The organism is Tateyamaria sp. GN1-10 (assembly GCF_055693845.1).
In genome coordinates this window covers 19,576-45,093 of the sequence record NZ_JBVFUR010000005.1, presented here as the reverse complement: position 1 = coordinate 45,093, position 25,518 = coordinate 19,576, and the positions used below count along the sequence as shown (strand labels likewise).

21 protein-coding genes and 8 pseudogenes are annotated in these 25,518 nt (G+C 60.8%); 23 read left to right on the top strand and 6 right to left on the bottom strand.

The window, feature by feature from the left end; genetic code table 11:
* The first annotated feature begins 176 nt into the window (after positions 1–176).
* Genes ACZ1HN_RS23830 through ACZ1HN_RS23820 form a run of 3 tightly spaced genes read left to right on the top strand, consistent with a single transcriptional unit; the run spans position 177 to position 2,391 of the window.
* Complete coding sequence (locus tag ACZ1HN_RS23830; RefSeq protein ID WP_472729453.1) at positions 177–881, top strand: ABC transporter permease; 705 nt, start codon at positions 177–179, stop codon at positions 879–881.
* Complete coding sequence (locus ACZ1HN_RS23825; RefSeq protein WP_472729422.1) at positions 875–1,591, top strand: ATP-binding cassette domain-containing protein; 717 nt, start codon at positions 875–877, stop codon at positions 1,589–1,591. The genes ACZ1HN_RS23830 and ACZ1HN_RS23825 overlap by 7 nt, the downstream gene beginning before the upstream one ends.
* Entirely contained in the window at positions 1,588–2,391 is an 804-nt protein-coding gene (locus ACZ1HN_RS23820) for an ABC transporter substrate-binding protein (protein ID WP_299606415.1), read from the top strand. Before ACZ1HN_RS23825 ends, ACZ1HN_RS23820 begins: the two co-directional genes overlap by 4 nt.
* Positions 2,392–2,504: 113 nt before the next feature.
* Here the strand turns inward: ACZ1HN_RS23820 and ACZ1HN_RS23815 are convergent, their stop codons facing one another.
* The 4 genes and pseudogenes from ACZ1HN_RS23815 to ACZ1HN_RS23800 all read right to left on the bottom strand — a co-directional run.
* Complete coding sequence (locus ACZ1HN_RS23815; RefSeq protein WP_472729421.1) at positions 2,505–2,990, bottom strand: DUF6505 family protein; 486 nt, start codon at positions 2,988–2,990, stop codon at positions 2,505–2,507.
* Positions 2,987–3,697: pseudogene (locus ACZ1HN_RS23810) on the bottom strand (biotin/lipoate--protein ligase family protein). The gene ACZ1HN_RS23815 and the pseudogene ACZ1HN_RS23810 overlap by 4 nt, the downstream one beginning before the upstream one ends.
* Positions 3,694–4,753 (bottom strand): annotated as a pseudogene (locus tag ACZ1HN_RS23805) (Mrp/NBP35 family ATP-binding protein). Before ACZ1HN_RS23805 ends, ACZ1HN_RS23810 begins: the two co-directional pseudogenes overlap by 4 nt.
* A 6-nt stretch (positions 4,754–4,759) precedes the next feature.
* A pseudogene (locus tag ACZ1HN_RS23800) lies at positions 4,760–4,948 on the bottom strand (DUF6494 family protein); the annotation flags it as partial.
* Positions 4,949–5,005: 57 nt separating this feature from the next.
* Here ACZ1HN_RS23800 and ACZ1HN_RS23795 point away from each other — a divergent pair.
* Positions 5,006–5,737, top strand: a complete 732-nt coding sequence (locus tag ACZ1HN_RS23795; protein WP_472729420.1) for a hypothetical protein — start codon at positions 5,006–5,008, stop codon at positions 5,735–5,737.
* Here ACZ1HN_RS23795 and ACZ1HN_RS23790 read toward each other — a convergent pair.
* Positions 5,731–7,673, bottom strand: a pseudogene (locus tag ACZ1HN_RS23790) (4Fe-4S binding protein). The gene ACZ1HN_RS23795 and the pseudogene ACZ1HN_RS23790 overlap by 7 nt on opposite strands.
* A 361-nt stretch (positions 7,674–8,034) precedes the next feature.
* Here ACZ1HN_RS23790 and ACZ1HN_RS23785 point away from each other — a divergent pair.
* From ACZ1HN_RS23785 to ACZ1HN_RS23710, 16 genes and pseudogenes are all read left to right on the top strand, one after another.
* Positions 8,035–8,568: a DUF3305 domain-containing protein gene (locus tag ACZ1HN_RS23785; protein ID WP_472729452.1), complete on the top strand. Its 534-nt coding sequence runs from the start codon at positions 8,035–8,037 to the stop codon at positions 8,566–8,568.
* Complete coding sequence (locus ACZ1HN_RS23780) at positions 8,565–9,125, top strand: DUF3306 domain-containing protein (RefSeq protein WP_472729419.1); 561 nt, start codon at positions 8,565–8,567, stop codon at positions 9,123–9,125. The genes ACZ1HN_RS23785 and ACZ1HN_RS23780 overlap by 4 nt, the downstream gene beginning before the upstream one ends.
* Positions 9,122–9,748 (top strand): TorD/DmsD family molecular chaperone, encoded by a 627-nt coding sequence (locus ACZ1HN_RS23775; RefSeq protein WP_472729418.1) that lies wholly within the window; start codon positions 9,122–9,124, stop codon positions 9,746–9,748. Before ACZ1HN_RS23780 ends, ACZ1HN_RS23775 begins: the two co-directional genes overlap by 4 nt.
* A 55-nt stretch (positions 9,749–9,803) precedes the next feature.
* Entirely contained in the window at positions 9,804–9,989 is a 186-nt protein-coding gene (locus ACZ1HN_RS23770; RefSeq protein ID WP_299775034.1) for a twin-arginine translocation pathway signal protein, read from the top strand.
* Between the two features lie 226 nt (positions 9,990–10,215).
* Positions 10,216–13,064: pseudogene (locus ACZ1HN_RS23765) on the top strand (formate dehydrogenase subunit alpha).
* Positions 13,065–13,077: 13 nt separating this feature from the next.
* On the top strand, positions 13,078–13,686 hold the full coding sequence (fdh3B, locus tag ACZ1HN_RS23760; RefSeq protein WP_472729417.1) for a formate dehydrogenase FDH3 subunit beta: 609 nt from the start codon (positions 13,078–13,080) through the stop codon (positions 13,684–13,686).
* Positions 13,687–13,829: 143 nt separating this feature from the next.
* A pseudogene (locus tag ACZ1HN_RS23755) lies at positions 13,830–15,016 on the top strand (formate dehydrogenase subunit gamma).
* Positions 14,997–16,270 (top strand): annotated as a pseudogene (locus ACZ1HN_RS23750) (c-type cytochrome). Before ACZ1HN_RS23755 ends, ACZ1HN_RS23750 begins: the two co-directional pseudogenes overlap by 20 nt.
* 3 nt (positions 16,271–16,273) lie before the next feature.
* Positions 16,274–16,399 carry a hypothetical protein gene (locus tag ACZ1HN_RS23745; RefSeq protein WP_472729416.1) on the top strand — a complete coding sequence of 42 codons (126 nt, stop codon included), beginning with the start codon at positions 16,274–16,276 and terminating at the stop codon, positions 16,397–16,399.
* 4 nt (positions 16,400–16,403) lie between these two features.
* Positions 16,404–17,753, top strand: a complete 1,350-nt coding sequence (locus ACZ1HN_RS23740) for a sigma-54-dependent transcriptional regulator (RefSeq protein ID WP_472729415.1) — start codon at positions 16,404–16,406, stop codon at positions 17,751–17,753.
* Positions 17,754–17,861: 108 nt separating this feature from the next.
* Positions 17,862–17,969 (top strand): pyrroloquinoline quinone precursor peptide PqqA, encoded by a 108-nt coding sequence (gene pqqA / locus ACZ1HN_RS23735; protein ID WP_076630733.1) that lies wholly within the window; start codon positions 17,862–17,864, stop codon positions 17,967–17,969.
* Positions 17,970–17,983: 14 nt separating this feature from the next.
* Positions 17,984–18,871 carry a pyrroloquinoline quinone biosynthesis protein PqqB gene (gene pqqB / locus ACZ1HN_RS23730; RefSeq protein WP_472729414.1) on the top strand — a complete coding sequence of 296 codons (888 nt, stop codon included), beginning with the start codon at positions 17,984–17,986 and terminating at the stop codon, positions 18,869–18,871.
* Positions 18,868–19,616 (top strand): annotated as a pseudogene (gene pqqC, locus ACZ1HN_RS23725) (pyrroloquinoline-quinone synthase PqqC). The gene pqqB and the pseudogene pqqC overlap by 4 nt, the downstream one beginning before the upstream one ends.
* Positions 19,613–19,891: a pyrroloquinoline quinone biosynthesis peptide chaperone PqqD gene (pqqD, locus tag ACZ1HN_RS23720; RefSeq protein WP_299775022.1), complete on the top strand. Its 279-nt coding sequence runs from the start codon at positions 19,613–19,615 to the stop codon at positions 19,889–19,891. Before pqqC ends, pqqD begins: the two are co-directional and overlap by 4 nt.
* Positions 19,881–20,960, top strand: a complete 1,080-nt coding sequence (pqqE, locus tag ACZ1HN_RS23715; RefSeq protein ID WP_472729451.1) for a pyrroloquinoline quinone biosynthesis protein PqqE — start codon at positions 19,881–19,883, stop codon at positions 20,958–20,960. The genes pqqD and pqqE overlap by 11 nt, the downstream gene beginning before the upstream one ends.
* A 9-nt stretch (positions 20,961–20,969) precedes the next feature.
* Positions 20,970–21,671 carry a vWA domain-containing protein gene (locus tag ACZ1HN_RS23710; RefSeq protein WP_472729413.1) on the top strand — a complete coding sequence of 234 codons (702 nt, stop codon included), beginning with the start codon at positions 20,970–20,972 and terminating at the stop codon, positions 21,669–21,671.
* Here the strand turns inward: ACZ1HN_RS23710 and ACZ1HN_RS23705 are convergent.
* A complete protein-coding gene (locus ACZ1HN_RS23705) occupies positions 21,668–22,117 on the bottom strand; it encodes an ABC transporter permease (RefSeq protein ID WP_472729412.1) in 450 nt (149 codons plus the stop codon). The two genes, ACZ1HN_RS23710 and ACZ1HN_RS23705, sit on opposite strands and share 4 nt — an antisense overlap.
* Positions 22,118–22,593: 476 nt before the next feature.
* On the opposite strand from ACZ1HN_RS23705, the gene ACZ1HN_RS23700 reads away from it, so the two are divergent.
* The 3 genes from ACZ1HN_RS23700 to ACZ1HN_RS23690 are packed head-to-tail and all read left to right on the top strand — an operon-like array spanning position 22,594 to position 25,515.
* Positions 22,594–24,648: a 4Fe-4S binding protein gene (locus tag ACZ1HN_RS23700; protein WP_472729411.1), complete on the top strand. Its 2,055-nt coding sequence runs from the start codon at positions 22,594–22,596 to the stop codon at positions 24,646–24,648.
* Positions 24,645–24,935 (top strand): hypothetical protein, encoded by a 291-nt coding sequence (locus tag ACZ1HN_RS23695; RefSeq protein ID WP_472729410.1) that lies wholly within the window; start codon positions 24,645–24,647, stop codon positions 24,933–24,935. Before ACZ1HN_RS23700 ends, ACZ1HN_RS23695 begins: the two co-directional genes overlap by 4 nt.
* Positions 24,895–25,515: an FAD:protein FMN transferase gene (locus ACZ1HN_RS23690; RefSeq protein WP_472729409.1), complete on the top strand. Its 621-nt coding sequence runs from the start codon at positions 24,895–24,897 to the stop codon at positions 25,513–25,515. The genes ACZ1HN_RS23695 and ACZ1HN_RS23690 overlap by 41 nt, the downstream gene beginning before the upstream one ends.
* Positions 25,516–25,518 lie beyond the last annotated feature (3 nt).

The window sequence follows — 25,518 nt, the reverse complement described above, 5'->3', positions numbered from 1 at the left end:
TGTCCTGCCCGCGGAAATTGCCCGCGGGCAATTTTTTTGCCTGGCGGACAAACTGACCCCTAACTGTACTCGTCACGGCTCTGCCAGAGACAACCTGACAGGCTGGCATAACAGGGCTGGTATCCACGCGCAAAACCGTCCAATTTCAGGAAAAAGAAACAACGGGAGGATCGGCCATCGTCGATCTATGGGAGGGTTTGCGACACGCCTTTTGGCTGGTCGTCACGTTTGATGCAGAGCTGGCAGAGATTGCGCTGCGCTCGCTCCGCGTCACCCTCACCGCATTGATGATTGCCTGTCTGATCGCCCTGCCCCTGGCGGCCATGCTGGCTGTGCGGCGTTTTCGCTGGCGGCGGGCGACCATTGCCTTGCTCAACGCGCTGATGGGCCTGCCGCCGGTCGTTGTCGGGCTGATCGTTTACATCTTTCTGTCCCGGTCAGGTCCATTTGGCGCGCTCGGCCTGCTGTTCACACCTACAGCCATGATTGTGGCGCAGGTGATCATCATTGTTCCGTTGATAGCGTCCATTGCGCACCAGTCCTTGCGCGAGCTGTGGGCCGAGTACCACGATTTGCTGATCTCGATGAATGTCACGCAGGTGCAGAAAATGCGCACGCTGATCTGGGATGCCCGGCGGGCGCTACTGACGGCCGCGCTGGCCGGGTTCGGGCGCGGGATTGGTGAAGTCGGAGCTATCATGATTGTGGGTGGCAATATCGACAATGCGACGCGCGTTCTGACCACGGCCATCGCACTTGAGACAGGCAAGGGGGAGTTCGCTCTGGCGCTTGCACTGGGGTTCGTCCTCATCGCCCTGGCTCTGGGCGTCAACCTTGCAATCCACTGGATCGGCCAGACCGAGCGGGACAGCCGATGGTGACCGAACTTTTTCCCGTGACGCTCAAGGGGGCTGAAACCTCGCGCCGAGGCAAGCGGTTGGTTGGGCCGGTGGATTTGTCCTTGGACGGGCAGGGGCTGTGCGTGGTTCTGGGTCCAAATGGCGCCGGTAAGACAACGCTTTTGCGCCTTATGCACGGAACGGCGCGTCTGACGGGGGGCACAGTGCAATGGGCCTGCGATACCGAAACGGCCCGCCATCATCAGGCGTTTGTCTTTCAGCAACCGGTCGTTCTGCGACGCACGGTCGAAGAGAACCTGACGTACCCATTGCGCCTACGAGGCGCGGATCGAAGGACTGCGCGGATGGCGGCGCGTACATGGGCCGAACGGGTCGGATTGGGCGCGCACCTGACCCGCCGCGCCATGGTTCTGTCCGGGGGTGAACAGCAAAAACTGGCCATCGCCCGCGCCCTGATCACCGATCCGGCGCTGGTGTTTCTGGACGAACCCACGGCATCGTTGGACGGACGCGCCATGCGCGAGATCGAGGCGGTTCTGCTGCAAGCTAAGGCTGACGGCACGCGCCTTATTTTGTCGACACATGACATGGGTCAAGCCAGACGGATTGCGGATCGGGTAATCTTCATTCTAGGCGGCAAAGTACACGAAACCGGTCCTGCGCAGGGGTTCTTTGACGCGCCGCAAACGCCCGAAGCACGGGCCTTTCTGAATGGAGACATCGTGGAATGAAAAAGACCCTGATACTCACGTTTTTGGCGGTTTTTGCCGCCGGGATCGCGCAGGCGGCTGATCAGATGCGCATGGCGGTGACAACGTCGTTCCACAATTCAGGGCTGGCCGATGTATTGCTGCCAGAGATTACAAAGGACCTCGATCTTGAGGTTCAGCTGCTGGTGGTCGGCACGGGGCAGGCCATCAAGCTAGGAGAGGCGGGCGATGTGGATGCGATCCTCGTGCATTCCCGCACGGCTGAAGATGCATTTGTGGACGGTGGCTATGGCACACATCGGCGTGAAATCATGTATAACGATTTTGTCTTCATTGGCCCGGCGGACGATCCGGCTGCGATTGCCGAGGCCGAAACGGCCGCTGATGCCCTGCAAAAGATCTGGTCCGCCAGTGCTGCTTTTGTAAGTCGTGGTGATGACAGCGGCACCCACAAGAAAGAACTGAGCTTGTGGGTGGATGCGGGGTTGGACGCTGACACATTCGACGCATGGTACAATGCTGTCGGTGCGGGCATGGGGGCAGCACTGAACACGGCATCGGGCCTGAACGCCTATGTGCTTTCAGACCGAGCAAGCTGGCTGAACTTCGGAAACAAGGGTGATCTGGCGCTGCTGTTTGCTGGCGATCCGGTGCTGTTCAACCAATACGCTTACCTGCCGGTCAATCCTGCGCGGCATGATCATGTCAAAACTGATCTTACGGCCAAGTTGGAAGAGTGGCTAACATCCGAGCGCGCGCAATCACTGATTGACGGGTACATGATCGACGGTGAAACGCTGTTCGTATTCAATGCAAAATAGGCTCTGACAAGGCTCTTTTGCTTCTTCTGACCGGAAATTCGGTGGGGAGCGCGCGGGACGGATAACAACCCTCTCGTATCAGTCGAATTGGCAAAGCCAATTCGAAACAAGTATCAGTGACCGTGATCCGTATCCCCGTGGACCGCGAATTGATCCAGCCCGGCGTCTTGCGGTTGAATCGTCCGGAACGCTTCGCGCACACCCGCTTCCGTCAGCTCACGTGCGACCGTCAGCAGCGTGTTGGGGTCGTGGTCCTCGCAGAGATCAATCATCTGCGCCAGTTCCTCGGTCGCGACGGGTTGCGCCGCCTTAACGGATGGGGCGCCGTAATATGTCACGAAGTGTTGGGCAAGCAGGGCGGTCAGTGTCTCCAATTCGGCCTGTTCCAACTGGGTGACGGCGACAAAGGTCACGCGCCCGCCGGTTTCCAGCCCGAACCACCCGTTGGCAAAGGCCTGGCGCGCTTTGCCCGTCAGGTCGCTCTCGCCCCAGTTCGAAAACTCGAACCCACCCGAGATGCACCATTCGCCCGTGCGGGCAGGGGAGGCGAAAACGTTCATATCGCTTTCGTCGAAATGGATCGCGCGGGCGAGTTTCATGACGGGTCCTCCAACACAGTTGTGAGCGGGATCAAGTGCGTTGTCTCTGTGTCCCGCAGAAGCATTCCGAACTCTTCGTCAACACCCAGAAATGTCCCTGTTAGAGACTGATTTTCTACCTCTTCCCCGATACCTTCAACCAGCCCGCGCCATTCGGAATGCAAAGAGGCGGTGCCTTCGTCTTCCCACCGGTTCAGCCAGTTCAGCGTGTGCCTTGACCACGATCTCGAGCAAGGTCGGGGGCGACACCTCGGCGCAGCCTTCGGCAAACAGCGCCGTTTCGTCGGGGGTCAGGCCCGTGTCTTCGGACGCCGGGATCAGGGGCAGTGTGAAGCCAACGACCAGCCAGTCTGGCACAGCTTCGGGTCGGATCCCGAAGCCATGGCGCGGAACTTGCCGCAGCGCGCGCCGTTGACGCGAATGCCGCCCCACCAATTCAGGTGCACGGCCACCTCGGGCGGGGCCAATGCACCAAGCGCATTCTGAAAACCCACACCGCAGAGCGGCAGCATCGCAATTGCCTTGGATAGCGGCACTTCGGGCGCAAAGACCAGCGCGGCCTCCATTTCCGTCACACCCAATTTGTAAGAGATGAGCCCCGCGTCACAACCCAGTGTCGCCCGCATCACGGCATGGTCAAAGGCGCTGTCCGGCGCTTCCTCACCCCACATCAGCGGGGGAAACGTGACTTCGGCCGCGTCGCTCATGCCGCCCCCTGGGCTACAAGGCCCGCCGCCACGTCTTGAAACGCCTTGGCCTGCGGGCTGTCGGGTTGGCTGACCGTAACCGGTGCGCCGCCATCTGCGGCCAACCTGATCTGCAGATCCAGTGGCACTTCGGCCAGCAGCGGCACGTCCAGTTTCTCGGCTTCCGCTTTGACCCCGCCGTGCCCAAACACGTGTTCCTCGTGCCCGCAATTGGAACAGATATGCGTGCTCATATTCTCGATCATCCCGACGATCGGCACATGCAATTGCTGGAACATGTCCACACCTTTGCGCGCGTCCAAAAGGGCCACATCCTGCGGTGTAGAGACAATAATCGCGCCATCCACGACAAACTTTTGGGCCAATGTCATTTGCACGTCGCCGGTGCCTGGGGGCAGGTCCACCAGCAGCACGTCAAGCGCACCCCACTGCACCTGGCTCATCATCTGTTGCAATGCGCCCATCAGCATGGGTCCGCGCCAGACGACCGCCTGATCCTCGTTCATCATCAGGCCGATGGACATCATGGTGACGCCATGGTTGCGCATCGGCAGGATTGTCTTGCCATCGGGGGAGGCAGGACGGCCGGACACGCCCAGCATCCGGGGCTGAGAGGGGCCGTAGACATCCGCATCGAGCAGACCCACGCGCGTCCCTGTTGCGCCAGCGCGCAGGCGAGGTTTGCCGACACGGTGGACTTACCAACGCCGCCTTTCCCCGAGGCGATCGCGAGAATGCGGTCAATGCCCGGGACCTTCTGTGGCCCTTTCGGGTCGGCAGGGCGCTGCGGTTTCAAATCGGGGGCGGGGTCTTTTCCGTATGGCCCGTCAGCACAATCGACACGCTTTCGATGCCATCGAGCGCGCCCACGGCGGCTTCGGCCTCAGCTTTCACGCCTTCATAGGTGGCGGCCTGCGCCGGGTTGATCTCCATCACGAAGCGCACGGTGCCGCCATCGACATTCAACGCTCGCAGGACGCCGGACGACACGATGTCGCCCCCCGGCGCGTCGAGGCCCCTGAGGACCTCGAGAACCTGTTCTCTGCTCGTGCTCACGCGCCAGTCCTGTCCCTTGATCTCGCCTGTGACCTCGTGGGTCATGTCAAGTTCTTCGATGGTGACTACCGCTTTGACGGCATAGGTCTTACCGCTGCCACCCGCATTGCGCATCGCCTCTTCGATGGCCTGTTGCGAGGTCACGCCGACCTGCTTCAGGAACTTGCGCATGGACATGTTGAAATCGTCGCTCATGGGGCTTTCCCCTCCCTAACGTTGACGGATCGCGCCGGTGAGCCGTAGGCTGCCGTAATGCGCATCTTGGTTCTGATCTTGGCCCTGTTGCCGGGTTTGGCAATGGCCGATGACAAGCGGGTGGTGTTCTATGCCCCGCCTGCGTTGGTCGAGAGTGGGCTGATCAAGCATATTGCCCCGCGTTTTTCGCTGAAGACCCAGGTTAGGGTCGAAATTGCCGACGAGCCGGCGGTCGCTGATCTTGTTTTGGGATCGGATGGCAGGGCGCTGTTTTCCGGTTTGGGCCAGACGTGGCACATGGATCTGCGCGGCGATGGCAAGGGGGCGCAACGGTTTGCGGATTGGCTGACGTCCGATGTCGGCCGCCGTACGGTACAGGGCTTTGCACCCGATGGTGAGGTGCTTTTCACCGAGCCGCAGGTGCAGGAACGCGTCGTGGCCAAGGTCGAGATGACGGGTGATGCCATCGCGGGGCAGGGGGTGTCCTGGGCCAAGTGTGGGCGTTGTCACGTGACCGAACGGGGCAAGGACGGTTTTGGCATTGGCTCCACGCCCAGCTTTTTCGTCATGCGGGGGTTTGAGGATTGGCAGTCGCGGTTCGCGGGCTTCTATGCGTTGAAGCCCCACGCGGCCTTCACCCAGCTTGAAGGTGTCACCGATCCGTTCCCCATCGACCGGCCGTCGCCCATCGCGCCCATCGAACTGACGCTTGATGATCTTGAGGCGATCCTGGCCTATGTGGCCGTGCTGGACCCTGCCGATCTGGGTAAACCGCTCGAACATCAGTGATCGCGCCGCTTTGACAGGTAGTCGTCGGTGGTGCGCACGCGCGGGCGCTCGCCGCCCTGGAACGGGTTGTCGTCGGAATGGAACTGGGCCGCGACCCGGCAATTGTCGCACATCTGGATCATGCGCAGCTTGTCGCCTGAGAACATGGCGTGGTTCTTGAGCTTGTCGGTAATCCGGTCGATGGCCGACTTTGAGCCAAAGAGCGCGCCGCATTCGATGCAGGGGAAGGGCTCTTCCTCGTTCAGAACTTCCTGGCGCAGGGCCGCGTCTGTCAGGTCGAGACGGGGTTCGTAGGTGATCGCGTCCTCGGGGCAGATATTGGCGCAGAGGCCACATTGCAGACAGGCGTCTTCCTGGAACCGGAGTTGTGGCTTGTCGGAGTTGTCGCCCAAAGCGCCTGAGGGGCAGAGAGATACGCAGCTGAGGCACAGTGTGCAGGCATCGGTGTCCACCAGCACAGCGCCATAGGGCGCGCCATCGGGTAGGGGATCTGATCGGTGCTAGGATGCAGTGCCCGGGCCGCTTGCCGCGTGATTTGCCGCCGCGTGCCCATGGGCCGAACCGGGGTTGCGACGGGGGAGGGGCCTCGGCCCCATAAAGTGCATCGCTCATTACGTCGGGGTCTGGGGTGTCGAGCAGTGTTGCCTTGCCGTCGCCTGCAATGGCGTTTGTGAGGGCAATTTGTGTCTCCAACGCGGGGATATCCGCCTTGGGGCCGGGCAAGAGCGTGACGCTGGCAAAACCGGCAGCTAGGGCCGCAACAGCTTCGGCATGGCCAAACGCACCAATAGCCGCCATCTCAAGCGGAACCATGTCGGCTGGCAATCCACGGCCATGGCGGGCAGAGAGCGGACCATTTCGGCGCCGTGGTCATCGTGGATCAGCAGGCGCGGGGCGGTGCCGCCAGCGTCGAGATATGCCTTGGCCATGGTCTGCACGCGCCGCATGGTCAGATCGACGGCTGGTGCGTCGTAGGTGATCGCCCCGGACGGGCAAGCGGCGGAGCACGCCCCGCAGCCTGCGCAGATCATCGGGTCGATGGCGACATGTTCGCCCGCAGACGTAATCGCTCCGGTCGGGCAGAGGTCGAGACAGTTGGTGCACCCCGTCTGCTCGGCCCGGGAATGGGCGCAAAGCAGGGGCGTGGTTTTGACATAGAGCGTCTTTTCGAACGTGCCGGTGAGATGCGAGGCGGCCATGATGGCTGCGGCCACGCCGGGGGCATGGGTCGGCTCGGCCCGCAAGTACCCGTCACGTTTTTCATGGGCCGGAAACAGGGGGTGTCGGCGCGCAAATCCAGGATGACATCGCACTTCGACACGGCGCCGTCGCGCGGATCGGTCAGGGTGAAGGCTCCGCGCCCGCCCGGTTCGATCTGCTGCAGGGCGTCGATCACCACTTCGAACTGGGCAAAGGCCCCTGAGGCGCGGCGCAGCTTGCCCACCACCACGTCATAGGCGCGGGTGTCGGGAATTTCGGCAGCGTCCGAAAGCAGGACAGTGACGCCAAGATAGTTCTTAAGCTGTTCGGCGGCATCCAGCGCGACGGCGGATGGCCCAAGGATCAGGCACAGCCCCTCGCTGACCACATCCAGCGTTTTTTCCGGCTCGGCGGGCAGCATGGCGTCGGCGATGAGTGCGGACATTTTGGGCAGTTTCGGGGCGGTATCGTCGCTCCATCCGGCACGGTCACGTAGATCCAGAACGGGTGGGGCAGGGCGGTCCAACCCCTCTGCCAGCTCCTCGAAAACACGGGCTTCCTGGGCACAACAAAAAACTGCATCCGGGTCCGACAGGGCGGCTTCAGCCTGGGCCAACTGGGTGGTGCAGAGGGCCGAACACGGTGGGCGCACGTCCAAACCCGTGGCATCGGACAGCCCCTTGGCGTCGATGGTCTGGGTGCCCAAACAATCGCATGTTATCAAAGATTTGACCACGTATTCCTCCCTTGCGGCAGGGCTGATTTTCGGCCCCTGTCCACATGCGTCCCGGCGCCAGCCTAGACTTGATTCGTGGTGCTTCACAAACCGTTTTCAAGCAATCGCACCATGCGGAAGGGCATGGAAAACGGCGAAGTGATCTGCGTTTCGCTACACCATCGTATTCCCGAGCGAAACGCTCGAATTAGACATTTAGTCCCTTTGACGCGGCATCCCTTGGACAGGCTGGCCAAACTGCCTTTGCGTCAATGCGATACGCAAAAACCCGAATAAGACGCTTCTCGGATGAATTTTTTGGCAGTTTGATGATGGCAAGGGAGGACATTGGGTGATCCGAAACCCCGACCAGTACCGAACCATGCCTTTGGGCGTCGTTTTGCGACGGCTGCCGGGTGTGACACGCTGGGCCTCTTACAGCTGGAAAGCCGTAGCCGTTTTGCCGGGCGCCGGATCTGCCGACTGGCAGGAGCTACGCCGAGAGGGGGAGGCGGTCGAGTACCATGCCGCCACGCTGCTGTTGGAGTTGCACGGTGCAGAGACCGAGGCGTATCTGCATGGCCTGTCGGCAGCGGAGCCTGCCATTTACGTGGTGATGCGTGAATGTCCGGGGGATCAGCCGCTTGAGGTCGTGCTGGTCACAGCGTCGCCCTACGAGGCGCAGGATTACACCGACAGCGGCGAAGAGATTGTCGAGAAGGTGTCCATGCCCGCTGGGTTGATGGCGTGGGTGCAGGGCTTTGTCACCGACTTCCACCAGGACGAAGCGTTCGTCAAACGCAAGCGTGACAAGACGCGCACGGACCTGACGCAGGACGGTATTGGCGATCCGCGCATTGCAACCGCGGCGGACATCTATGCCTCGCCCGCGCGGCAGCGGAGGCGGGTGCATTGAGTTCGGGTCGTGATTTCTGGTCCCGGCGGCGTGCCGAGGTTGAGGCCGAAGAGCAGGCGCTTGAAGCGCATGTTGTTGAGGCCGAAGTTGCCAAGCTGGAAGAACGCCCGGACGAGGAGATCTTGGCAGAGCTGAACCTGCCAGAGCCAGAGGCTTTGGAGAGCGCGGATGCGGTGCGTGACTTCCTCAAGGCCGAGTTGCCTCAGCGCCTCAAGACCCGCGCCTTGCGCAGGTTGTGGCGGTTGAACCCGCTGCTCGCCAATCTGGATGGGCTGGTGGACTACGGTGAGGATTACACCGACGCCGCAACGGTCATCGAGAACATGCAGACCGTCTATCAGGTGGGCAAGGGCATGGTGACCGCGTTCCTTGAGGACGAGGAAGACGAGGCGGAGACCGTGGACGAGGTGCCTGCCGAAGAGATCAAAGAGATTGAAGCAGAGGAAGAAGAGGCGCCGTTGATCGCGTCGGCTGATCCTGTTCCGCTGCCAGACCCGGAACCCGAACCAACCGCGATGCCGCAGCGCCGGATGCGCTTCGCCTTTGATACAGCATGATGGAAGACAAGACCGTGACAGCCGCCGAAGACATTCAAATCGCCGACATGGACCGCGCCCGTGCGGACCTTTACAATTTCCTTGGCGCATTACTGGCCGGACCGCCGGACGAGATGCTGCTCGCGCAGACCGCTGGGTTGACCGGCGACGACACAGATTTGGGACAGGCCATCGGCACCTTGTCCAAGCTGGCGCGGGTTACCAAGCCCAAGGCGGCTGAATCCGAATTCAACAAGCTGTTCATCGGCTTGGGCCGGGGCGAGTTGCTGCCCTTTGCCAGCTACTATCTGACCGGCTTTCTCAATGAAAAGCCGCTGGCGCTGTTGCGTCAGGACATGGCCACCAAAGGTATGCAGCGGTCTGAGACCGTGTTCGAACCCGAAGACAGCATTGCCAGCCTGATGGAGATGATGGCTGCCATGATCGTGGGTCGTTTTGGCACACCTGCGGACATCAATGCGCAAAAGCAGTTCTTCAACAAACATATTGGCCCATGGGCCGGACACTTCTTTACCGACCTGGAAGAGGCGAAGACATCGGTCTTCTACACACCTGTGGGCACAGTGGGTCGGATTTTCATGTCTGTGGAGGCGGAAGCCTTCCGGATGAGCGGCGCCGAGTGATCGGCGTCAGAAGGGGGCGGGCAACTGCCCCACAACATCGAGAGGAGACTTGTCGATGAGCAAGAAAGAAGACGGTGCATCGCGCCGCGACTTTCTGAAGCTGGCCTCGACCACAGCGCCGATTGCGGCGGTGGCGGTTGCGACCGGTGCGCAGGCAGAGGCGGCCGAGCCGGATCTGACCTCGGAGAAGATGCAGGATACCGTGCACACGCGCGCGTATTTTGACAGCGCCCGCTTCTGAGCGGTGTGACTTTGCGCGCGCGGTACAGCACGCGACGGGAGGGAAGGCCGCGCCCGGGAATAAGCCCGGACGAGGCAGGAGATCAGCGACTGGTTGCGTGACGCCCGACTGCTGAGACCCAAAGGAAGCCAAGCGAGTGACCCGCGCAGGCGGGAAGCAAGCAAGGGAGATGCAACATGCTTAGGAAAAGACCAACGGGGTTGCGCGACGCCCCCAGCGGACAAGTATCCTGACTGAAGCGGCAAATGCTTCGGTAGACCGGCGTGCGTTCTTACGCGGGTCGGGACTGGTGATCGGGGGCTTGTCGGCCATTGCTGCGACAGGCGGGACTGTCACCCAGGCCAGCGCTGCCACGGCGGCAGCGGGCAAAGTGGATTTGAAGAAATCGGTGTGCACGCACTGTTCGGTCGGATGTACGGTCGTGGCGGAAGTGCAGGACGGTGTCTGGACGGGGCAGGAGCCCGGCTGGGACAGCCCGTTCAACTTGGGTGCTCACTGCGCCAAGGGCGCATCGGTCCGCGAGCACGCCTCATGGCGAGCGCCGCCTCAAGTACCCGATGAAGAAAGAAAACGGGGAATGGAAGCGCATCAGCTGGGAGCAGGCGATCGACGAGATCGGCGGCGGCATGATGAATATCCGGGACGAAAGCGGCCCGGACAGTGTCTATTGGCTGGGATCGGCCAAGCACAACAACGAACAGGCGTACCTGTTCCGCAAGTTCGCGGCCTATTGGGGCACGAATAACGTGGATCACCAGGCGCGTATCTGTCACTCGACCACCGTTGCGGGTGTTGCGAACACATGGGGCTACGGCGCCATGACCAACAGCTATAACGACATCCATAACTCCAAGGCGATCTTTATCATCGGCGGCAACCCGGCTGAGGCACACCCCGTGTCCCTGCTGCACCTGCTGCGCGCCAAGGAGCAGAACAACGCCCCTGTCATCGTGTGTGACCCGCGCTTTACCCGCACCGCAGCCCATGCGGACGAGTATGTGCGCTTCCGTCCAGGCACTGACGTGGCGCTGGTCTGGGGGATCCTCTGGCACATCTTCGACAACGGGTGGGAGGATCAGGAATTCATCCGCACCCGCGTCTGGGGCATGGACCAGATCAAGGAAGAAGTGGCCAAGTGGACGCCCGAGGAAGTTGAGCGTGTCACCGGTGCCCCCGGTTCGCAGCTCAAGCGCGTGGCCCGTACCATGGCCAACAATCGCCCCGGCACAGTGATCTGGTGTATGGGTGGCACGCAGCACACCAACGGCAACAACAACACCCGTGCTTACTGTGTGCTTCAGCTGGCCCTTGGCAACATGGGCACCAGCGGTGGCGGCACCAACATCTTCCGCGGCCACGACAACGTGCAGGGTGCCACGGACCTTGGTGTTCTGTCCCACACGCTGCCCGGCTACTACGGTCTGTCGGCGGGTGCATGGGGCCACTGGGCCCGCGTTTGGGGTGAAGACCCTGAATGGCTGGCTGACCAGTTTGCCACGACCACAGGTGTGGATGGCAAGGAAAAGGCGCTGCAGAACCTCAGCGGTATTCCTGTCTCGCGCTGGATCGATGGTGTTCTTGAAGACCCGGACAACATGGACAACCCGAACAAGGTGCGTGCCATGGTTCTTTGGGGCCACGCCCCGAATTCGCAGACCCGCATGGTTGAGATGAAGAAGGCGATGGAACAGCTGGATATGCTGGTTGTCATCGACCCCTTCCCGACCGTGTCTGCCGTGCTGCATGACCGGACCGACGGGGTGTACCTGTTGCCGGCCACTACGCAGTTCGAAACCCGTGGTTCTGTCACAGCATCGAACCGGTCGCTGCAGTGGCGGGAAAAGATCATCGACCCGCTGTTCGAGTCCAAGCCCGATCACGAGATCATCGCGCTGTTCGCACAGAAGTTCGGTTTCCACGACCGCATCTTCCGCAACATCAAGTTGGAAGAGGACGGCCTGACGCCTGAGCCAGAAGACACGCTGCGCGAGATCAATCGCGGCATGTGGACCATTGGCTACACGGGTCAGTCACCTGAGCGGCTCAAGAAGCACATGGCAAACCAGCACACGTTCGATCGGACGACGCTGCAGGCCATTGGTGGTCCAGCAGATGGCGACTATTATGGTCTGCCATGGCCCAGCTGGGGCACGGCTGAGATGAACCACCCGGGTACGCCGAACCTGTATGATATGTCCAAGCCTGTGGCTGAAGGTGGTCTGACCTTCCGCGCGCGCTTTGGCGTCGAACGGGACGGTGACAACCTGCTGGCCGAAGGGGTCTATAGCGTCGGGTCGGAGATCCAGGATGGGTATCCTGAGTTCACGATGCAGATGCTGATGGACCTTGGCTGGGACGGTGATCTGACGGACGACGAACGCGCTGCGATTGATGCGGTCGCGGGTCCCGAAACCAACTGGAAGACCGACCTGTCGGGCGGTATCCAGCGGGTGGCGATCAAGCATGGCTGTGCGCCCTTCGGGAACGCCAAGGCCCGCGCGGTCGTCTGGACCTTCCCCGATCCGATCCCGGTGCACCGCGAGCCGCTGTACACCAACCGCAGGGATCTTGTTGCGGATTATCCGACATACGAGGACCGTCACGCCTACCGGCTGCCGACTTTGTATGCCTCGATCCAGAAACAGGACTTTTCGAAGGACTACCCGATCATCCTCACATCCGGCCGACTGGTCGAATACGAGGGCGGCGGGGATGAGACCCGTTCGAACCCGTGGCTGGCCGAGTTGCAGCAGGACATGTTTGTCGAGATCAACCCGCGCGACGCCAACAACCTTGGTGTGCGGGACGGCAGTCAGGTCTGGGTCGAAGGACCCGAAGGCGGCAAGGTCAAGGTTATGGCGATGGTCACCAACCGGGTGGGCGAAGGCGTGGCCTTCATGCCCTTCCACTTTGGCGGTCATTTCCAGGGTGAGGATCAACGCTCGAAATATCCCGAGGGTGCCGATCCTTATGTGTTGGGTGAAAGCACCAACACGGCCCAGACCTATGGCTATGATTCAGTAACCCAGATGCAGGAGACCAAAGCGACTCTTCTGCAAAATCTGGACAGCGTAAGGAGGATTACGACATGGCATTAGGAGGACAGGCGAGAGCCAAGTTCCTATGCGACGCCGAGCGCTGCATTGAATGCAACGCCTGCGTCACGGCTTGTAAGAACGAGCATGAAGTGCCCTGGGGCATCAACCGCCGCCGCGTGGTGACCATCAACGATGGTGATCCCGGCGAACGGTCGATTTCCGTGGCCTGCATGCACTGTTCCGATGCACCTTGTATGGCGGTCTGCCCGGTAGACTGCTTTTACCAGAACGAGGAAGGTGTGGTTCTGCACTCCAAGGACCTCTGCATCGGGTGTGGATATTGCTTCTACGCGTGCCCCTTCGGCGCGCCGCAATTCCCGCAGGCTGGCAACTTTGGCTCACGCGGAAAGATGGACAAATGTACCTTCTGCGCCGGTGGCCCCGAAGAGACCCACTCCACCGCGGAGTTCGCCAAGTACGGGCGCAACCGGATCGCTGAGGGCAAGCTGCCCATCTGCGCCGAGATGTGTTCGACCAAGGCGCTCTTGGCTGGTGATGGCGACGTTGTGTCGGCCATCTACCGCGAACGCGCCGTGGCGCGCGGTTTCGGCTCAGGCGCATGGGGTTGGGGATCAGCTTACGGTCGTCAGGACGGCTGATCCACATCGACAAGACGGAAGGCGCGATACGCAATCGCGCCTTCTGATTCCGGGTGCGGATTTCTAAAATCTGCCCTGAAACTTACCAAGTTTCCGTTCCGTTTTCTTTCGAGGAAGACGGTTCCTTGCACCAATCGAGGACGATGATGCGAACCCTTCTGATTGCGATTACAGCATTGTTTTTGGCTCTGCCCGCCATGGCACAGGACACGGCCCCAACGCCGGACCGGTCCGCCACGGGCGGAGCGCAGACGCTTGAAGACATCATGGCCCGTCAGCGCGGAGAAGAGGTTGCACCCAAGACCGGGGATGCTGCTGGAAACGCGCGTGACCTGACGGGGCAGCTTGGCACATTGGGTGGCGCGTCTGATCCTGACCTGTGGCGTGCGCTGCGCTATGGATCGGCAGACATTACGGTGTCTGCAGGGGGGAGGTTGCAACCGTCCTTGTGCAGGATGGTGGCATGGCGTGGCTGGAGTTCCGCAAGGGACCGCTGGCCAAATACGGTGGCTATCTGCTTTTGGGCACCATCGCGCTGTTGATCGTGTTCTTTGTCCTGCGGGGTCGCATCAGGCTGGACTATGAAAAGACTGGGCACACCGTCACCCGCTTTAAGACCTTCGAGCGAGCGGCTCACTGGCTTTTGGCTGGATCGTTCATCCTGCTGGGCATCACCGGTTTGCTGACCCTGTTTGGTCGGATGTTCATTGCGCCGTACATCTCGAAAGAGTTCAATGCGACCCTGCTGATGGCGTCAAAATACATTCACAACAACGTCGCCTGGGCCTTTATCGTGGCGCTGGTTGCTGTGTTCGTGATGTGGGTCTGGCACAACATTCCCAACCGCACCGACATCACGTGGTTTGCGCAAGCGGGCGGTATCGTGGGGTCCAAGCACCCGCCGGCCAAGAAGTTCAACGGCGGTCAAAAAATCATCTTCTGGTCGGTGATCCTGTTGGGCGGCTCGATCTCGCTGTCGGGGGTTTCGCTGCTATTCCCCTTTGACTTCCCGATGTTCATGAAGACCTTTGACCTGATGCGCAGTGTCGGGATCGAGAGCTTGCCCATCTATGGCCCGTTGCCCACGGCAATGGCCCCGCACGAAGAGATGCAATACGCCCAAGCGTGGCACGCCATCGTTGCTTTTGTCCTGATGGCGATCATCATCGCCCACATCTATATCGGCTCGGTGGGCATGGAGGGCGCTTATGACGCGATGGGATCGGGCGAAGTGGACGAAGCATGGGCCCGGCAGCACCATTCGCTGTGGCTGGAGGAGCTGGAGGCAAAAGGCAAGGCGGCCCCCAAAGATGCGACGCCTGCTGAGTAGCCTGTTCCTTTGCATCGCGCTGCCCGCCGGGGCGCAAGAGTTCACCACATATAAAGGGCATGGTGGGCCGGTCATGGGGCTTGTCGTGACCGAAGATGGCACGCTTGCCTCAGCCAGTTTCGACAACTCCGTCGGGGTTTGGAACGGCCAAGCGCCGGAATGGTTGGAAGGGCATGATGCCGCCGTGACGGCGATTGCCGAAGATACGACCGGTGCACTGGTGACGGGCGGCGATGATTTCGCCGTATGGCACTGGGGCGACAGCCCGCGCAAGATCGGGCAGCACAAGGGCAAGGTGACATCGCTTGCGGCGTCCCCCGATGGTTCGGTGATCGCTGCCGGGTCGTGGGATGGTGATATCGTGCTATGGCCTTTGGGGGCAGGAGAGGCGGAGACGCTGCCCTATCCCGGTGCCGGGGTGAATGCGGTGGCCTATTCGGCCGATGGTGCGTTCCTGTATGCCGCGACGTCCAAGGGCGATGTGTTGCGCTATGACATGGTGACCCGAGACACGCCGCGCCCTTTGGTACGCCATGGATTTGGCGTGAACCGCCTTGTTGTGGGGGACGGCTGGCTCGCCTATGGCGCGGTCGATGGCGGTACGCGCGTCATTGATGCCGATACGGGCGAAGCGCGGCATGACTTCACCCTCGACCGCCGTCCGATCCTGTCGATGGAACTTCACGCGCCGACCGGACAACTGGCCATCGGCGATGGTGAGGGCCATATCATGGTGGTCGACACCAACAACTGGCAGATCACGCGCGACTTTCGCGCGATGCGGCAGGGGCCGGTTTGGGCACTGGCTTTTTCGGAGGATGGCACCGTGATCCATGCCGGTGGCATCGACGATGTTATCTATGCTTGGCCCGTGGCGCTGCTGGACACCTATGATCCTGCGGGCGGCGATACGCGCAGCTTCCTGCGCGACGCTGACACGATGAGCAACGGAGAGCGGCAGTTCATGCGCAAATGTTCGATCTGCCATAGTCTTGAGAACGGGCCGTCGCGCAAGGCGGGACCAACCCTGCATGGGGTGTTCGGGCGCAGGGCAGGGGTCGTGCCCGGCTATCGGTACTCGCCAACGCTCGACGGGTCTGCGATTGTCTGGGACGACACGACCATCGATGCCCTCTTTGACGAGGTCCCGATCACTATATCCCCGGATCCAAGATGCCGATGCAGGTCATCGCCGGGGCGCAGGACCGGGCGGACTTGATCGCCTTTCTGCGGACGGCCACACAAAAGGAGTGAACCATGAAAGCCATAATGCTGGGCTTTGCCGCATTGATCGTGATTTCCGTGGGCTCGTATTTTGCGCTGCAAGAATTGGGTTTTTCATCTGAGGACCGCGGTTCGGGCGATGCGGTGAGGTTGGACTGATCCCATGAACGCGCCCCACAAATCCACACCGGACATCTATGGCACGTCTTTGGCCGGTGCCTCGGTCCTGGTGATCGATGATGAACCGGGGATGCGCCATTTCCTGACCAAGACGCTTGAAACGCGGGTAAAGCGTGTGGACGCTGTGGGGTCGCCTGCGCAGGCAACCATGGCACTGGACGAGGCGCAATATGATCTGGTGATCATCGACAACCTGATGCCGGGCGGCACCGGGCTGGATTGGATGACCGAACAAAAGCGCAAGGGCTTGTTTGCTGACGCGATCCTGATCACGGCCTATGCCGATCTTGAGACTGCCATCGCGGCGTTGCGTGCGGGGGTCAGCGACTTCGTGTTGAAACCCTTCCGCGCCAACCAGATCCTGAGCGCCGTGGCCCGCACGCTGGATCGCAAGTATCTGCAGCGCGACAACACCCTGCTGCGCCGCGAGCTTTCCAGCGGCAACGGGCATGGCAAGTTGCTGGGCAACTCCGAACCGATGGAAGACGTGCGCGCGATACTGTCGCGGCTGGCACCCTTGCCGACACCTGTGCTGTTCACCGGGGCCAGTGGCACGGGCAAGGAAATGGCTGCCCGCCATTTGCACGACCTGTCGGATCGGGCGGATGCGCCCTTTGTCCCTGTGAACTGCGCAACGATCCAGCCTGATCGTTTTGCAGAGGAGCTGTTCGGTGTGGTTGAGGCGGAGGACCGTTTGAAACCAGGGCTGCTGCTGCTCGCCGATGGTGGCACGCTGTTGCTCGATGAGATCGCGCAGATGCCGGAAACAGTGCAGGCCGCGCTGTTGCGTGTACTGGAAGATAAGAAGGTGCGCCCCGTTGGAGCCGAACGCGAGATACGCCTGAACGTGCGGTTCCTCTTTGCCACCAACGATGACATCGAGGCTGCTGTAGAGGCGGGCCGGTTCCGGGCGGACCTTTATCATCGCATCCACGTGGTCAAGATCCACATGCCGCCGCTCAAGGATCGGATGGAGGATATTGTGGAACTGGCAGCCCATTTCATGGAGCAGTTTTCTGCGTCCCTGGCCATGCCCTCTCTGGATCTGGATGAGGAAACGCTGCTTAAGCTGCGCCGCTATAGCTGGCCGGGCAATGTGCGGGAATTGCGCAATCTTATCGAACGCTCGGTCATTTTGGGCGCGCTCCCCGAGGAGTTTTCGGGCGGGGGCAGTGTCACCGGCGCGCAGGCCATCGAGAATCTGGACCTTGTGGTGCAGCGCCACATCCTGCGGATGCTGGACCTGTGTGGCGGCAACCGGGCAGAGGCCGCGCGCCGTCTTGGCGTGTCGCGTAAGACGATCGACCGAAAGATGACTGCTTGGTCGGGCTGACCGATTGCGCAATCGTGATCCGTGCCGACCGCGACGTAGGGCTAAAGTCGCATATATAGCTAGTTAGCAGGACGCTATCGTATCCAGGCAATAGAGGAGGAATGCGCAATGGCATGGACAAAACCCAAGGCACGCGAAGTGAAGTGCGGCATGGAAATCAACATGTATGGCCCGGGCGAAGACGATGATCGTGGCGCTGAGCGCGACGTAATCTAAGCCACTTTCATTACATGAGGCTGATTGTTCTTGGGGCAGCCGCCGGAGGGGGGCTGCCCCAATGGAATTGTGGCTGCCGCAATTGCACGGATGCACGCGCGGGGGTGATCCCGCGCATGACCCAGTCTTCTGTCGCTGTGTCGCTGGATGGGCAGTCTTGGGTCGTTCTGAATGCGTCGCCGGATATCCGTGCGCAGGTGGATGCTTGCTCACAAATGCACCCGTCGGCATTGCGCGGGTCACCGATTTCCTCGGTGGTGCTGACGAATGGCGATATCGACCATATCGCCGGGCTTTTGACCTTGCGGGAGAAGACGGCATTTGATGTCTACGCGACCTCTTCAGGGCTCGACATCCTGCGCAGCAATTCGGTCTTTGGCGTGTTGGACCCGGACCTTGTGGCGCAGCACGCTGTGTCGCTAGAGACGCCCTTTGAACCCTTGCCCGGATTGACAGTGACGCCCTTTGCAGTGCCGGGGAAGGTGGCGTTGTTCCTCGAAGGTGACACGCTCAACCTTGAGGAAGTGGGCGAACAGACCGTTGGCCTTTTGCTGGAGAGCGCGTCGGCGCGGGCGGCTTACGTTCCTGGATGCGCAGCGATCCCGGATTGGTTGATCGACCGGCTTGCCGGGGTGGGCCTGCTGTTGTTTGACGGAACCGTATGGAACAATGACGACATGCAACGGACCGGAACTGGAGAAAAGACGGGCGCCCGGATGGGCCACGTGCCGTTGAACGGTGAGCTGGGCAGCCTCACCCGCCTGTCGAAGGTAGCCGGGCGCAAAGTATTCATTCACATCAACAACACCAATCCGATCCTGCAACCTGATAGCCCCGAGCGGGCCGAGGTTTTGGGCAACGGATGGGACATCGCTTTTGACGGGATGGAGATCACGCTATGACCGCCCCGCCTGACAGCGCCGAGGTGTTCGAAGCGCGGCTGCGTGCCGTTGGGGATGCCCAGTATCACGATAAGCACCCGTTTCATCATCTGCTGCATTCCGGTGGCTGCACCCCTGATCAAGTGCGCGCTTGGGTGATCAATCGCTACTACTACCAGACACGCATCCCGATGAAGGATGCAGCATTCATGTCGCGCGTGTCCGATCCTAACCTGCGTCGGGCGTGGCGGTCTCGGATTGAGGGATCATGATGGTTCTGCGCCCGGTGAAGGGGGCATTGCGCGGTGGTTGAAGCTGGCCGAGGGCGTGGGGCTGTACCCCGACTATGTCGCGTCAGAGGTGGGGATATTGCCTGCCACCCGCTTTGCCGTGGATGCCTACGTGCGCTTTGTGCGGGATGAACCGCTGCTGCCCGCCGTGGCTTCGTCTCTTACCGAACTGTTCGCGCCAGCCATCCACAAAAACCGGATTTCTGGGCTGTTGGAACATTATGACTTCGCGAACAGTGAGACGCTGTCTTATTTCCAGAACCGGCTGACCGAAGCGCCGAAGGACGTCGCCTTTGGTCTGCAATGGGTGATGGATCATGCGGTCACGAAAGCGGATCAGGATGCGGCTGTTCGCGCGTTGACCTTCAAGACCGAAGTGCTTTGGGCACAGCTGGACGCGCTCTGGTCGGCCTATGTTGAACCGGAGGCGCATTCCGCCCGGAGGGTGGCAACCGGGTGAGGGGCTGGCGTCATGACCGGGGCCGACGTGCCCTTTTTGCCGCGCGGTGTGCGCACGCAGTTTGATGCGGTGCGCAAGGTTGATGTGCTTTTGGGACCGGAGCGGGTTCTGGTGTTGGACCAGGTTGGGACAGCGGTGCTGGATCGTCTGGACGGGGCGGCGAGCCTTGATCAGATCTCGGCCGATTTGTCGGCGATTTATGACGCGCCGGTGGATGTGATCGCGCCGGATGTCATCGCGTTTGTCGAAGATCTGCGGGACAAGGGGATGGTGCATGTCCATCCGCGTTGATCCCCCCATGGCGATGCTGGCCGAGCTGACGCATCGCTGTCCGCTGGCCTGTCCCTATTGTTCGAACCCGACCGAGTTGCTTGCCAAGGAAACGGAGCTGAGTACCGAGGCATGGGCAGACACTTTCAAGCAGGCGGCAAAGCTGGGTGTATTGCAGTTGCACTTGTCGGGTGGTGAACCCGCGTCGCGTCGCGATCTGGTTGAACTGGTTGCCGCCGCGCGTGAGGCGGGGCTGTACACCAACCTCATTACGTCCGGCATCGGGTTGACCGAGCGTCGTTTGCATGCGCTGGACGAGGCTGGTTTGGATCATGTGCAGTTGTCGCTGCAGGGTGTGACGGCAGCGCTGGCCGACCGGATCGGCGGATACAAGGGTGGGTTTGACCGCAAGATGCATGTGGCCGAGATCATCTCGAAAATTGGCTTTCCCCTGACCCTGAACGCGGTGATGCATCGCGAGAACCTTGGTGACTTGCCTGCGACAATCGACATGGCGTTGCGGCTGGGTGCACGTCGTATCGAAATTGCCTGTGTGCAGTTTCAGGGCTGGGCTTTGGTCAATCGTGCAGCCTTGCAGCCGAGCCGGGCGCAGGTGGACGTGGCCAAGAAGACGGTTGCGCGGGCGATCGGGTCGTTGAAGGGCCGCTTGGTGATCGATTTTGTGCCGCCCGATTACTATTCGGATTTCCCAAAGGCGTGCATGAATGGCTGGGGTTCGACTGGGTTGAACGTCACGCCAAATGGAACCGTTTTGCCCTGCCACGCGGCAGAAACGATACCGCATTTACAGTTCGACACTGTGACTGAACGGAAGCTGTATGACATCTGGTATGATGGTGCAGCCTTCAATGCCTATCGCGGGACGGACTGGCTGCCTGAGCTGTGTCAGGGATGCGAACGGCGTGACATCGATTTTGGTGGCTGCCGTTGTCAGGCGATGGCGGTGCTAGGTGATGCGTCGGCGCCCGATCCAGTGTGTCGAAAATCGCCCGGACGCACGGCGTTGAACGCGCTGTTGACTGAAGAGGTGCAAGAGGTTGAAGCGCCGGAATTCGTGTTTCGTCGGTAGGAGGGGGCCATGCGACGAAAAAGTCAAAGAGCTATTGCGGCAGCGGGTATCGCTGCCGTGCTGATGTCCAGTGCGGCCCATGCGGACTGTACCGAAGATGCGATGATTGTGTTTGATGGCTCCGGGTCCATGGCCGAGATGGGCTTTAACCAGATCAATGAGCCCCGAATTTTTGAAGCCCGTCGCGCGGTGCGCACGGCTATGCCGCAGGTGGCGCCGTTTCGGCGGATTGGCCTGATCATCTACGGTCCCGGCGGGGCGGGTGGTGCCGGTGAGTGTTCCGGTGTCGACCTGCGGTTCGGCCCTCGCGCAGATGCTGCCGACGCCGTGATAGCCGCGGTAGACACTCTGGAGCCCGAAGGCAGGACGGCGTTGACCGAAGCAGTGACTATGGCGGCTGAAACGCTTGGGTCACCGACCCAGCCCGGGACTGTGGTTCTGGTCACCGATGGTCGTGAAACCTGTGGCGGGCAGACCTGTGCGCTGGCCAATCAGCTGATGGGCACGGGCCTGACCGTCCATGTGATCGGCTTTAAGGTCAGGGGTGAGCATTTTGGTTGGGAAAGTCAGGGGCAGACAGATTACCAGACGTCGGTCAGTGGGGCCAAGTGCCTCGCCACGCAGACCGGCGGGGAGTATGTGAACACCGAAACCGTGGATGAACTGGTTGCAGCTATGACCCGTACTCTTGGTTGCAAGCTGCTGTTCTAGCCGGGTGCCGATTGTCGCCACCGCGTTGCGCGCTCCTCCATCATGCGGAGCAGGGTGAATTCCAAAAGCAGCATGAAAGCGACGAAGCTGAGCGCGTAGGCCAGCACGTAACCGGTTTCGAACAGTTGGAAATAGAGGTGGATCTGGAAGCCGATCCCGTTGCTACGTCCCAGAAACTCGACCACCAGCACGATCTTCCAGATGATGGCGAGGCCGTTGCGGATGGAACTGGCGATATAGGGCCAAAGCTGCGGGACAATGACGTGCCGCAGTTGGGCGCCGCGGCTCATGCGGAACACGCGCGCCATGTCGCGCAGCTTGGGGTCCAGTGCTTGTACGCCTTCGCGGATTGATACGGCCACCATGGCTGTTTTGTTCAAGGCAACGGCGGTGATTGCGGCCACCTCGTTCAGGCCGATCCAGAGGTAGCACAGTACAATGACCACCAGAGCAGGGACATTGAGGAAGTACGACCAGCCATGGGGAAAACCAGCGATTGATGGTGGTGTTCACGCCCATGAAAAAGCCGATGGCGCAGCCGAACCCCATGGCGAGCGAGAAGGCTGCAGCAACGCGTAGAAGCGTTGCGGTGAAGTGGAGCTGCAACTCTCCTCGGGCCAATTCGTCCGTGAAGATGTCCCATACCTGGTTGGGTGCGGGCAGAACGCTGGGGTCACTTCCAACCCATGCCGCTGCCCACCACAGGGCCAGCATGGCCAGCAGCGATAGCACGAGCGTTTTGGCGTCGAAGCGGGTGTCGGTCATGGGCCGAGCCTGTCACAAATGTGATCGTGCCCAAAGTTATTTGGGCTGCGGTCATACCTTAGTCGCATAGGGTCGCGGCATCAGCCGTCATAGGCTGCGCGGGATGTCAGTGATCAAGCCCATAACCTCTTTGCTGCTGTCTGCCATTCTGTGGTGTATGGCCACGATTCTGACCGTTGCCGAACCGCTGAGCCGCGACGTGATCGCCCCCTATATCGTGCCGCCCATGTCCTTGGGTGATCAGATCAATGACCAGGGGGTTTGGCAGCTTTTGAATTCGGGTGGGGCCGAAGCTGGTTACGTGTTCGAGACGGAGCCGATGGCACCTTTGCCCGGCTTCTCCGGGGCTGCGATCAACTTGCTTGTCGTGCTTGATCTGGACGGTCGCTTTCTGGATGTGCAGTTGATTTCGCACAACGAACCGATCTTTGTTTCTGGCCTGCCGGAAAAGCTGTTTTATGACTTCTTCAAGCAGTACCGGGGGCATTCGATTTCGGACACGCTGGTGGTCGGATCGCCATACGGTGCGGGCAGCGAGGGGTCGGCGCTGGTCTATCTGGATGGTGTGACCAAAGGGACCGCATCGGTTCGTATTGCGCATGAGAGCATCCTGGCGGCTGCCTTGCAGGTGGCGCGCGAGAAGATGGGCGGGATTTCGACCGGGCCGCCCGCTTATCCGAACATCGAATACAGTGAAGATCTGACGTGGGAAGACTTGATCACCGAAGGAATAGTGACCCGTAAGGTGGTCACAAACGCCGAGATGGATGTCGCATTCGAAGGCACGCTTTGGGAGGATGATGACCCCGAGGCCAAGGATGATCCTGATGGCGCTTACTTGGACCTTTGGGTTGTCGACATTGGTGCGCCGTCGATTGCCGAAGCAGTCTTGAGCAATAGCAGCTTTGAAGAATTGCAGGGCTTCATGGAGATTGCCGACACGGACGAGCCTGTGCTGGTGATCGAAGCCGCGCGACATGGGTTGGTCACGGATGAGTTTGTGCGCAACACGGCCCCAGACCTGATCAGTGCAGAGCAGGGCGGCTTTCCCATCGCTTTTCGTGACAGTGACATCTACGTGGAGCTGAATGATGCGCTGCCCAATGACTTGCACAATGCCGTCTATGACGGGGCTGCTTTGATCCTGCGCACGGACCGGCGTTTGGGCTTTGACCCGACCTCTGATTGGGTGCTGAAGGTCAAGGCATTGCGCGAGCACGGGTCGTTCCAACCCGAGATCGGGTCAGTGACGCTGGACGTGCCGCACGTGACGCCCGAGCGGTTCTATGCCCGGCCTGTGATCGTGAAACCCGCGCCGCCTTGGGTCGATGCGCTGCGCAATCGGGCGGTCGATTTGATTGTGTTGGCTGTCTTTCTGGTGGGTCTTGTTGCGTTGCTCTTGTTCGGGACAAATCGGCTGGCGGCATATCGATGGTTCACGCCGCTGCGGCTTGCCATCCTGGCTTTTGTCACCGGTTTCATTGGTTGGTGGGGGCAAGGGCAGCTTTCCATTGCCACACCCTTGGCCGTGGTCCGGACAGCGCTGGACGGGGGAGGCTATGCGTTCCTGCTGTATGACCCGTTTTCCCTTGTGATCTGGGGGGTGACCATTGTTGGCTTTGTGCTGTGGGGCAGGGGGTTGTTCTGTGGCTGGCTCTGTCCCTTTGGCGCGCTGCAAGAGTTCGCGCACCATCTGGGGCGGTTCTTGCGTTTGCCACAGATTGAGCCGAATGCGTACTGGGATAACCAGTTGAAGAATCTGAAATACGTCGTGCTTGTGTCACTCATGGCGTTGTTGTTCGCGGCGCCAGCGGCATTGGACAACGCCATCGAAGTGGAGCCGTTCAAGACAGCCATCACCACGTTTTTTGTGCGTGAGTGGTACTATGTCGCCTATGCGGTTGGCCTCCTGGTTCTGTCCATGGTGCTGTTCAAGGGGTTTTGCCGGTATCTGTGCCCGCTGGGGGCTGTCATGGCGATTGGTGGTTTGGTGCGGGGACGCGACTGGATTGCGCGGCGGGCCGAATGCGGGTCTCCCTGCCAGCTATGCAAGGTCAAGTGCAGCTACGGCGCGATCAAGAAGACGGGCGAAATCCAGTACTCCGAATGCTTCCAGTGTCTGGACTGCGTGACGATCCATGATGATGATAGTCTTTGTGTGCCGCTGATCCTGGCGGCCAAGGGACGCAAATTGCAGGTGGCTGCAGAATGATGAACCGTCGTCGTTTCCTTGCCATTGCTGGCAGCTTTGCTGCCACACCAGCCATTGCGCAACGCGCCAGCTGGACCGGACACGCCTTTGGAGCCGAAGTTTCGATTGAACTGCGGGGACCGGACGGTGTGGCCGGCCCGGCCTTGCAGCGGGCACAGGCGTTGATAGCCGAGGTTGAGGGGCTGTTCTCGCTCTATGATCCCGGATCAGGACCTAGCGTTATTGAACGGGCAAGGTGCGCGGACGGTGCCACCGCATTTCGAGAGTCCGATGTGGATCGCGGATGAGGCGCATCGCCTGACTGACGGGTTGTTCGATCCCACGGTTCAGCCGCTTTGGCAGGCCCTGGCAGAGGGCAGGGACGTTGCGGGTGCGCGTCGTTCTGTCGGTTGGGATCGTGTGAAGATGCGCGGCAACAGGGTGCAGCTTGGGGCCGGGCAGGCGCTGACGTTCAATGGCATTGCTCAGGGGTTTGCGACAGATCTGGTGTCGGACATGTTGCGCGAACGTGGCTTTGACCAGACGTTGGTCAACATTGGGGAACATCGTGGGTCCGGCGGCCCTTGGCGGCTGGGGCTTACCGACCCTGTCCATGGTCGGCTGGCGATGCGAACAATCGAAAACATGGCAGTTGCAACATCAAGCCCTTTGGCGACCCCCCTGGGAGCGCACGGCCACATTGTACATCCCGTCCAAACCCCGCATTGGTCAACCGTGTCGGTCGAGGCCGAAACGGCAACGATGGCCGACGCGCTGTCGACCGGTTTGGCACTAGGTGATCTGGAACTGGCAGAACGGGTACGTGGCGCGAAGGGTGTTCACCGGATCACCTTGATTGATCCGGGTGGAGACCTGACGACCCTTTGACAG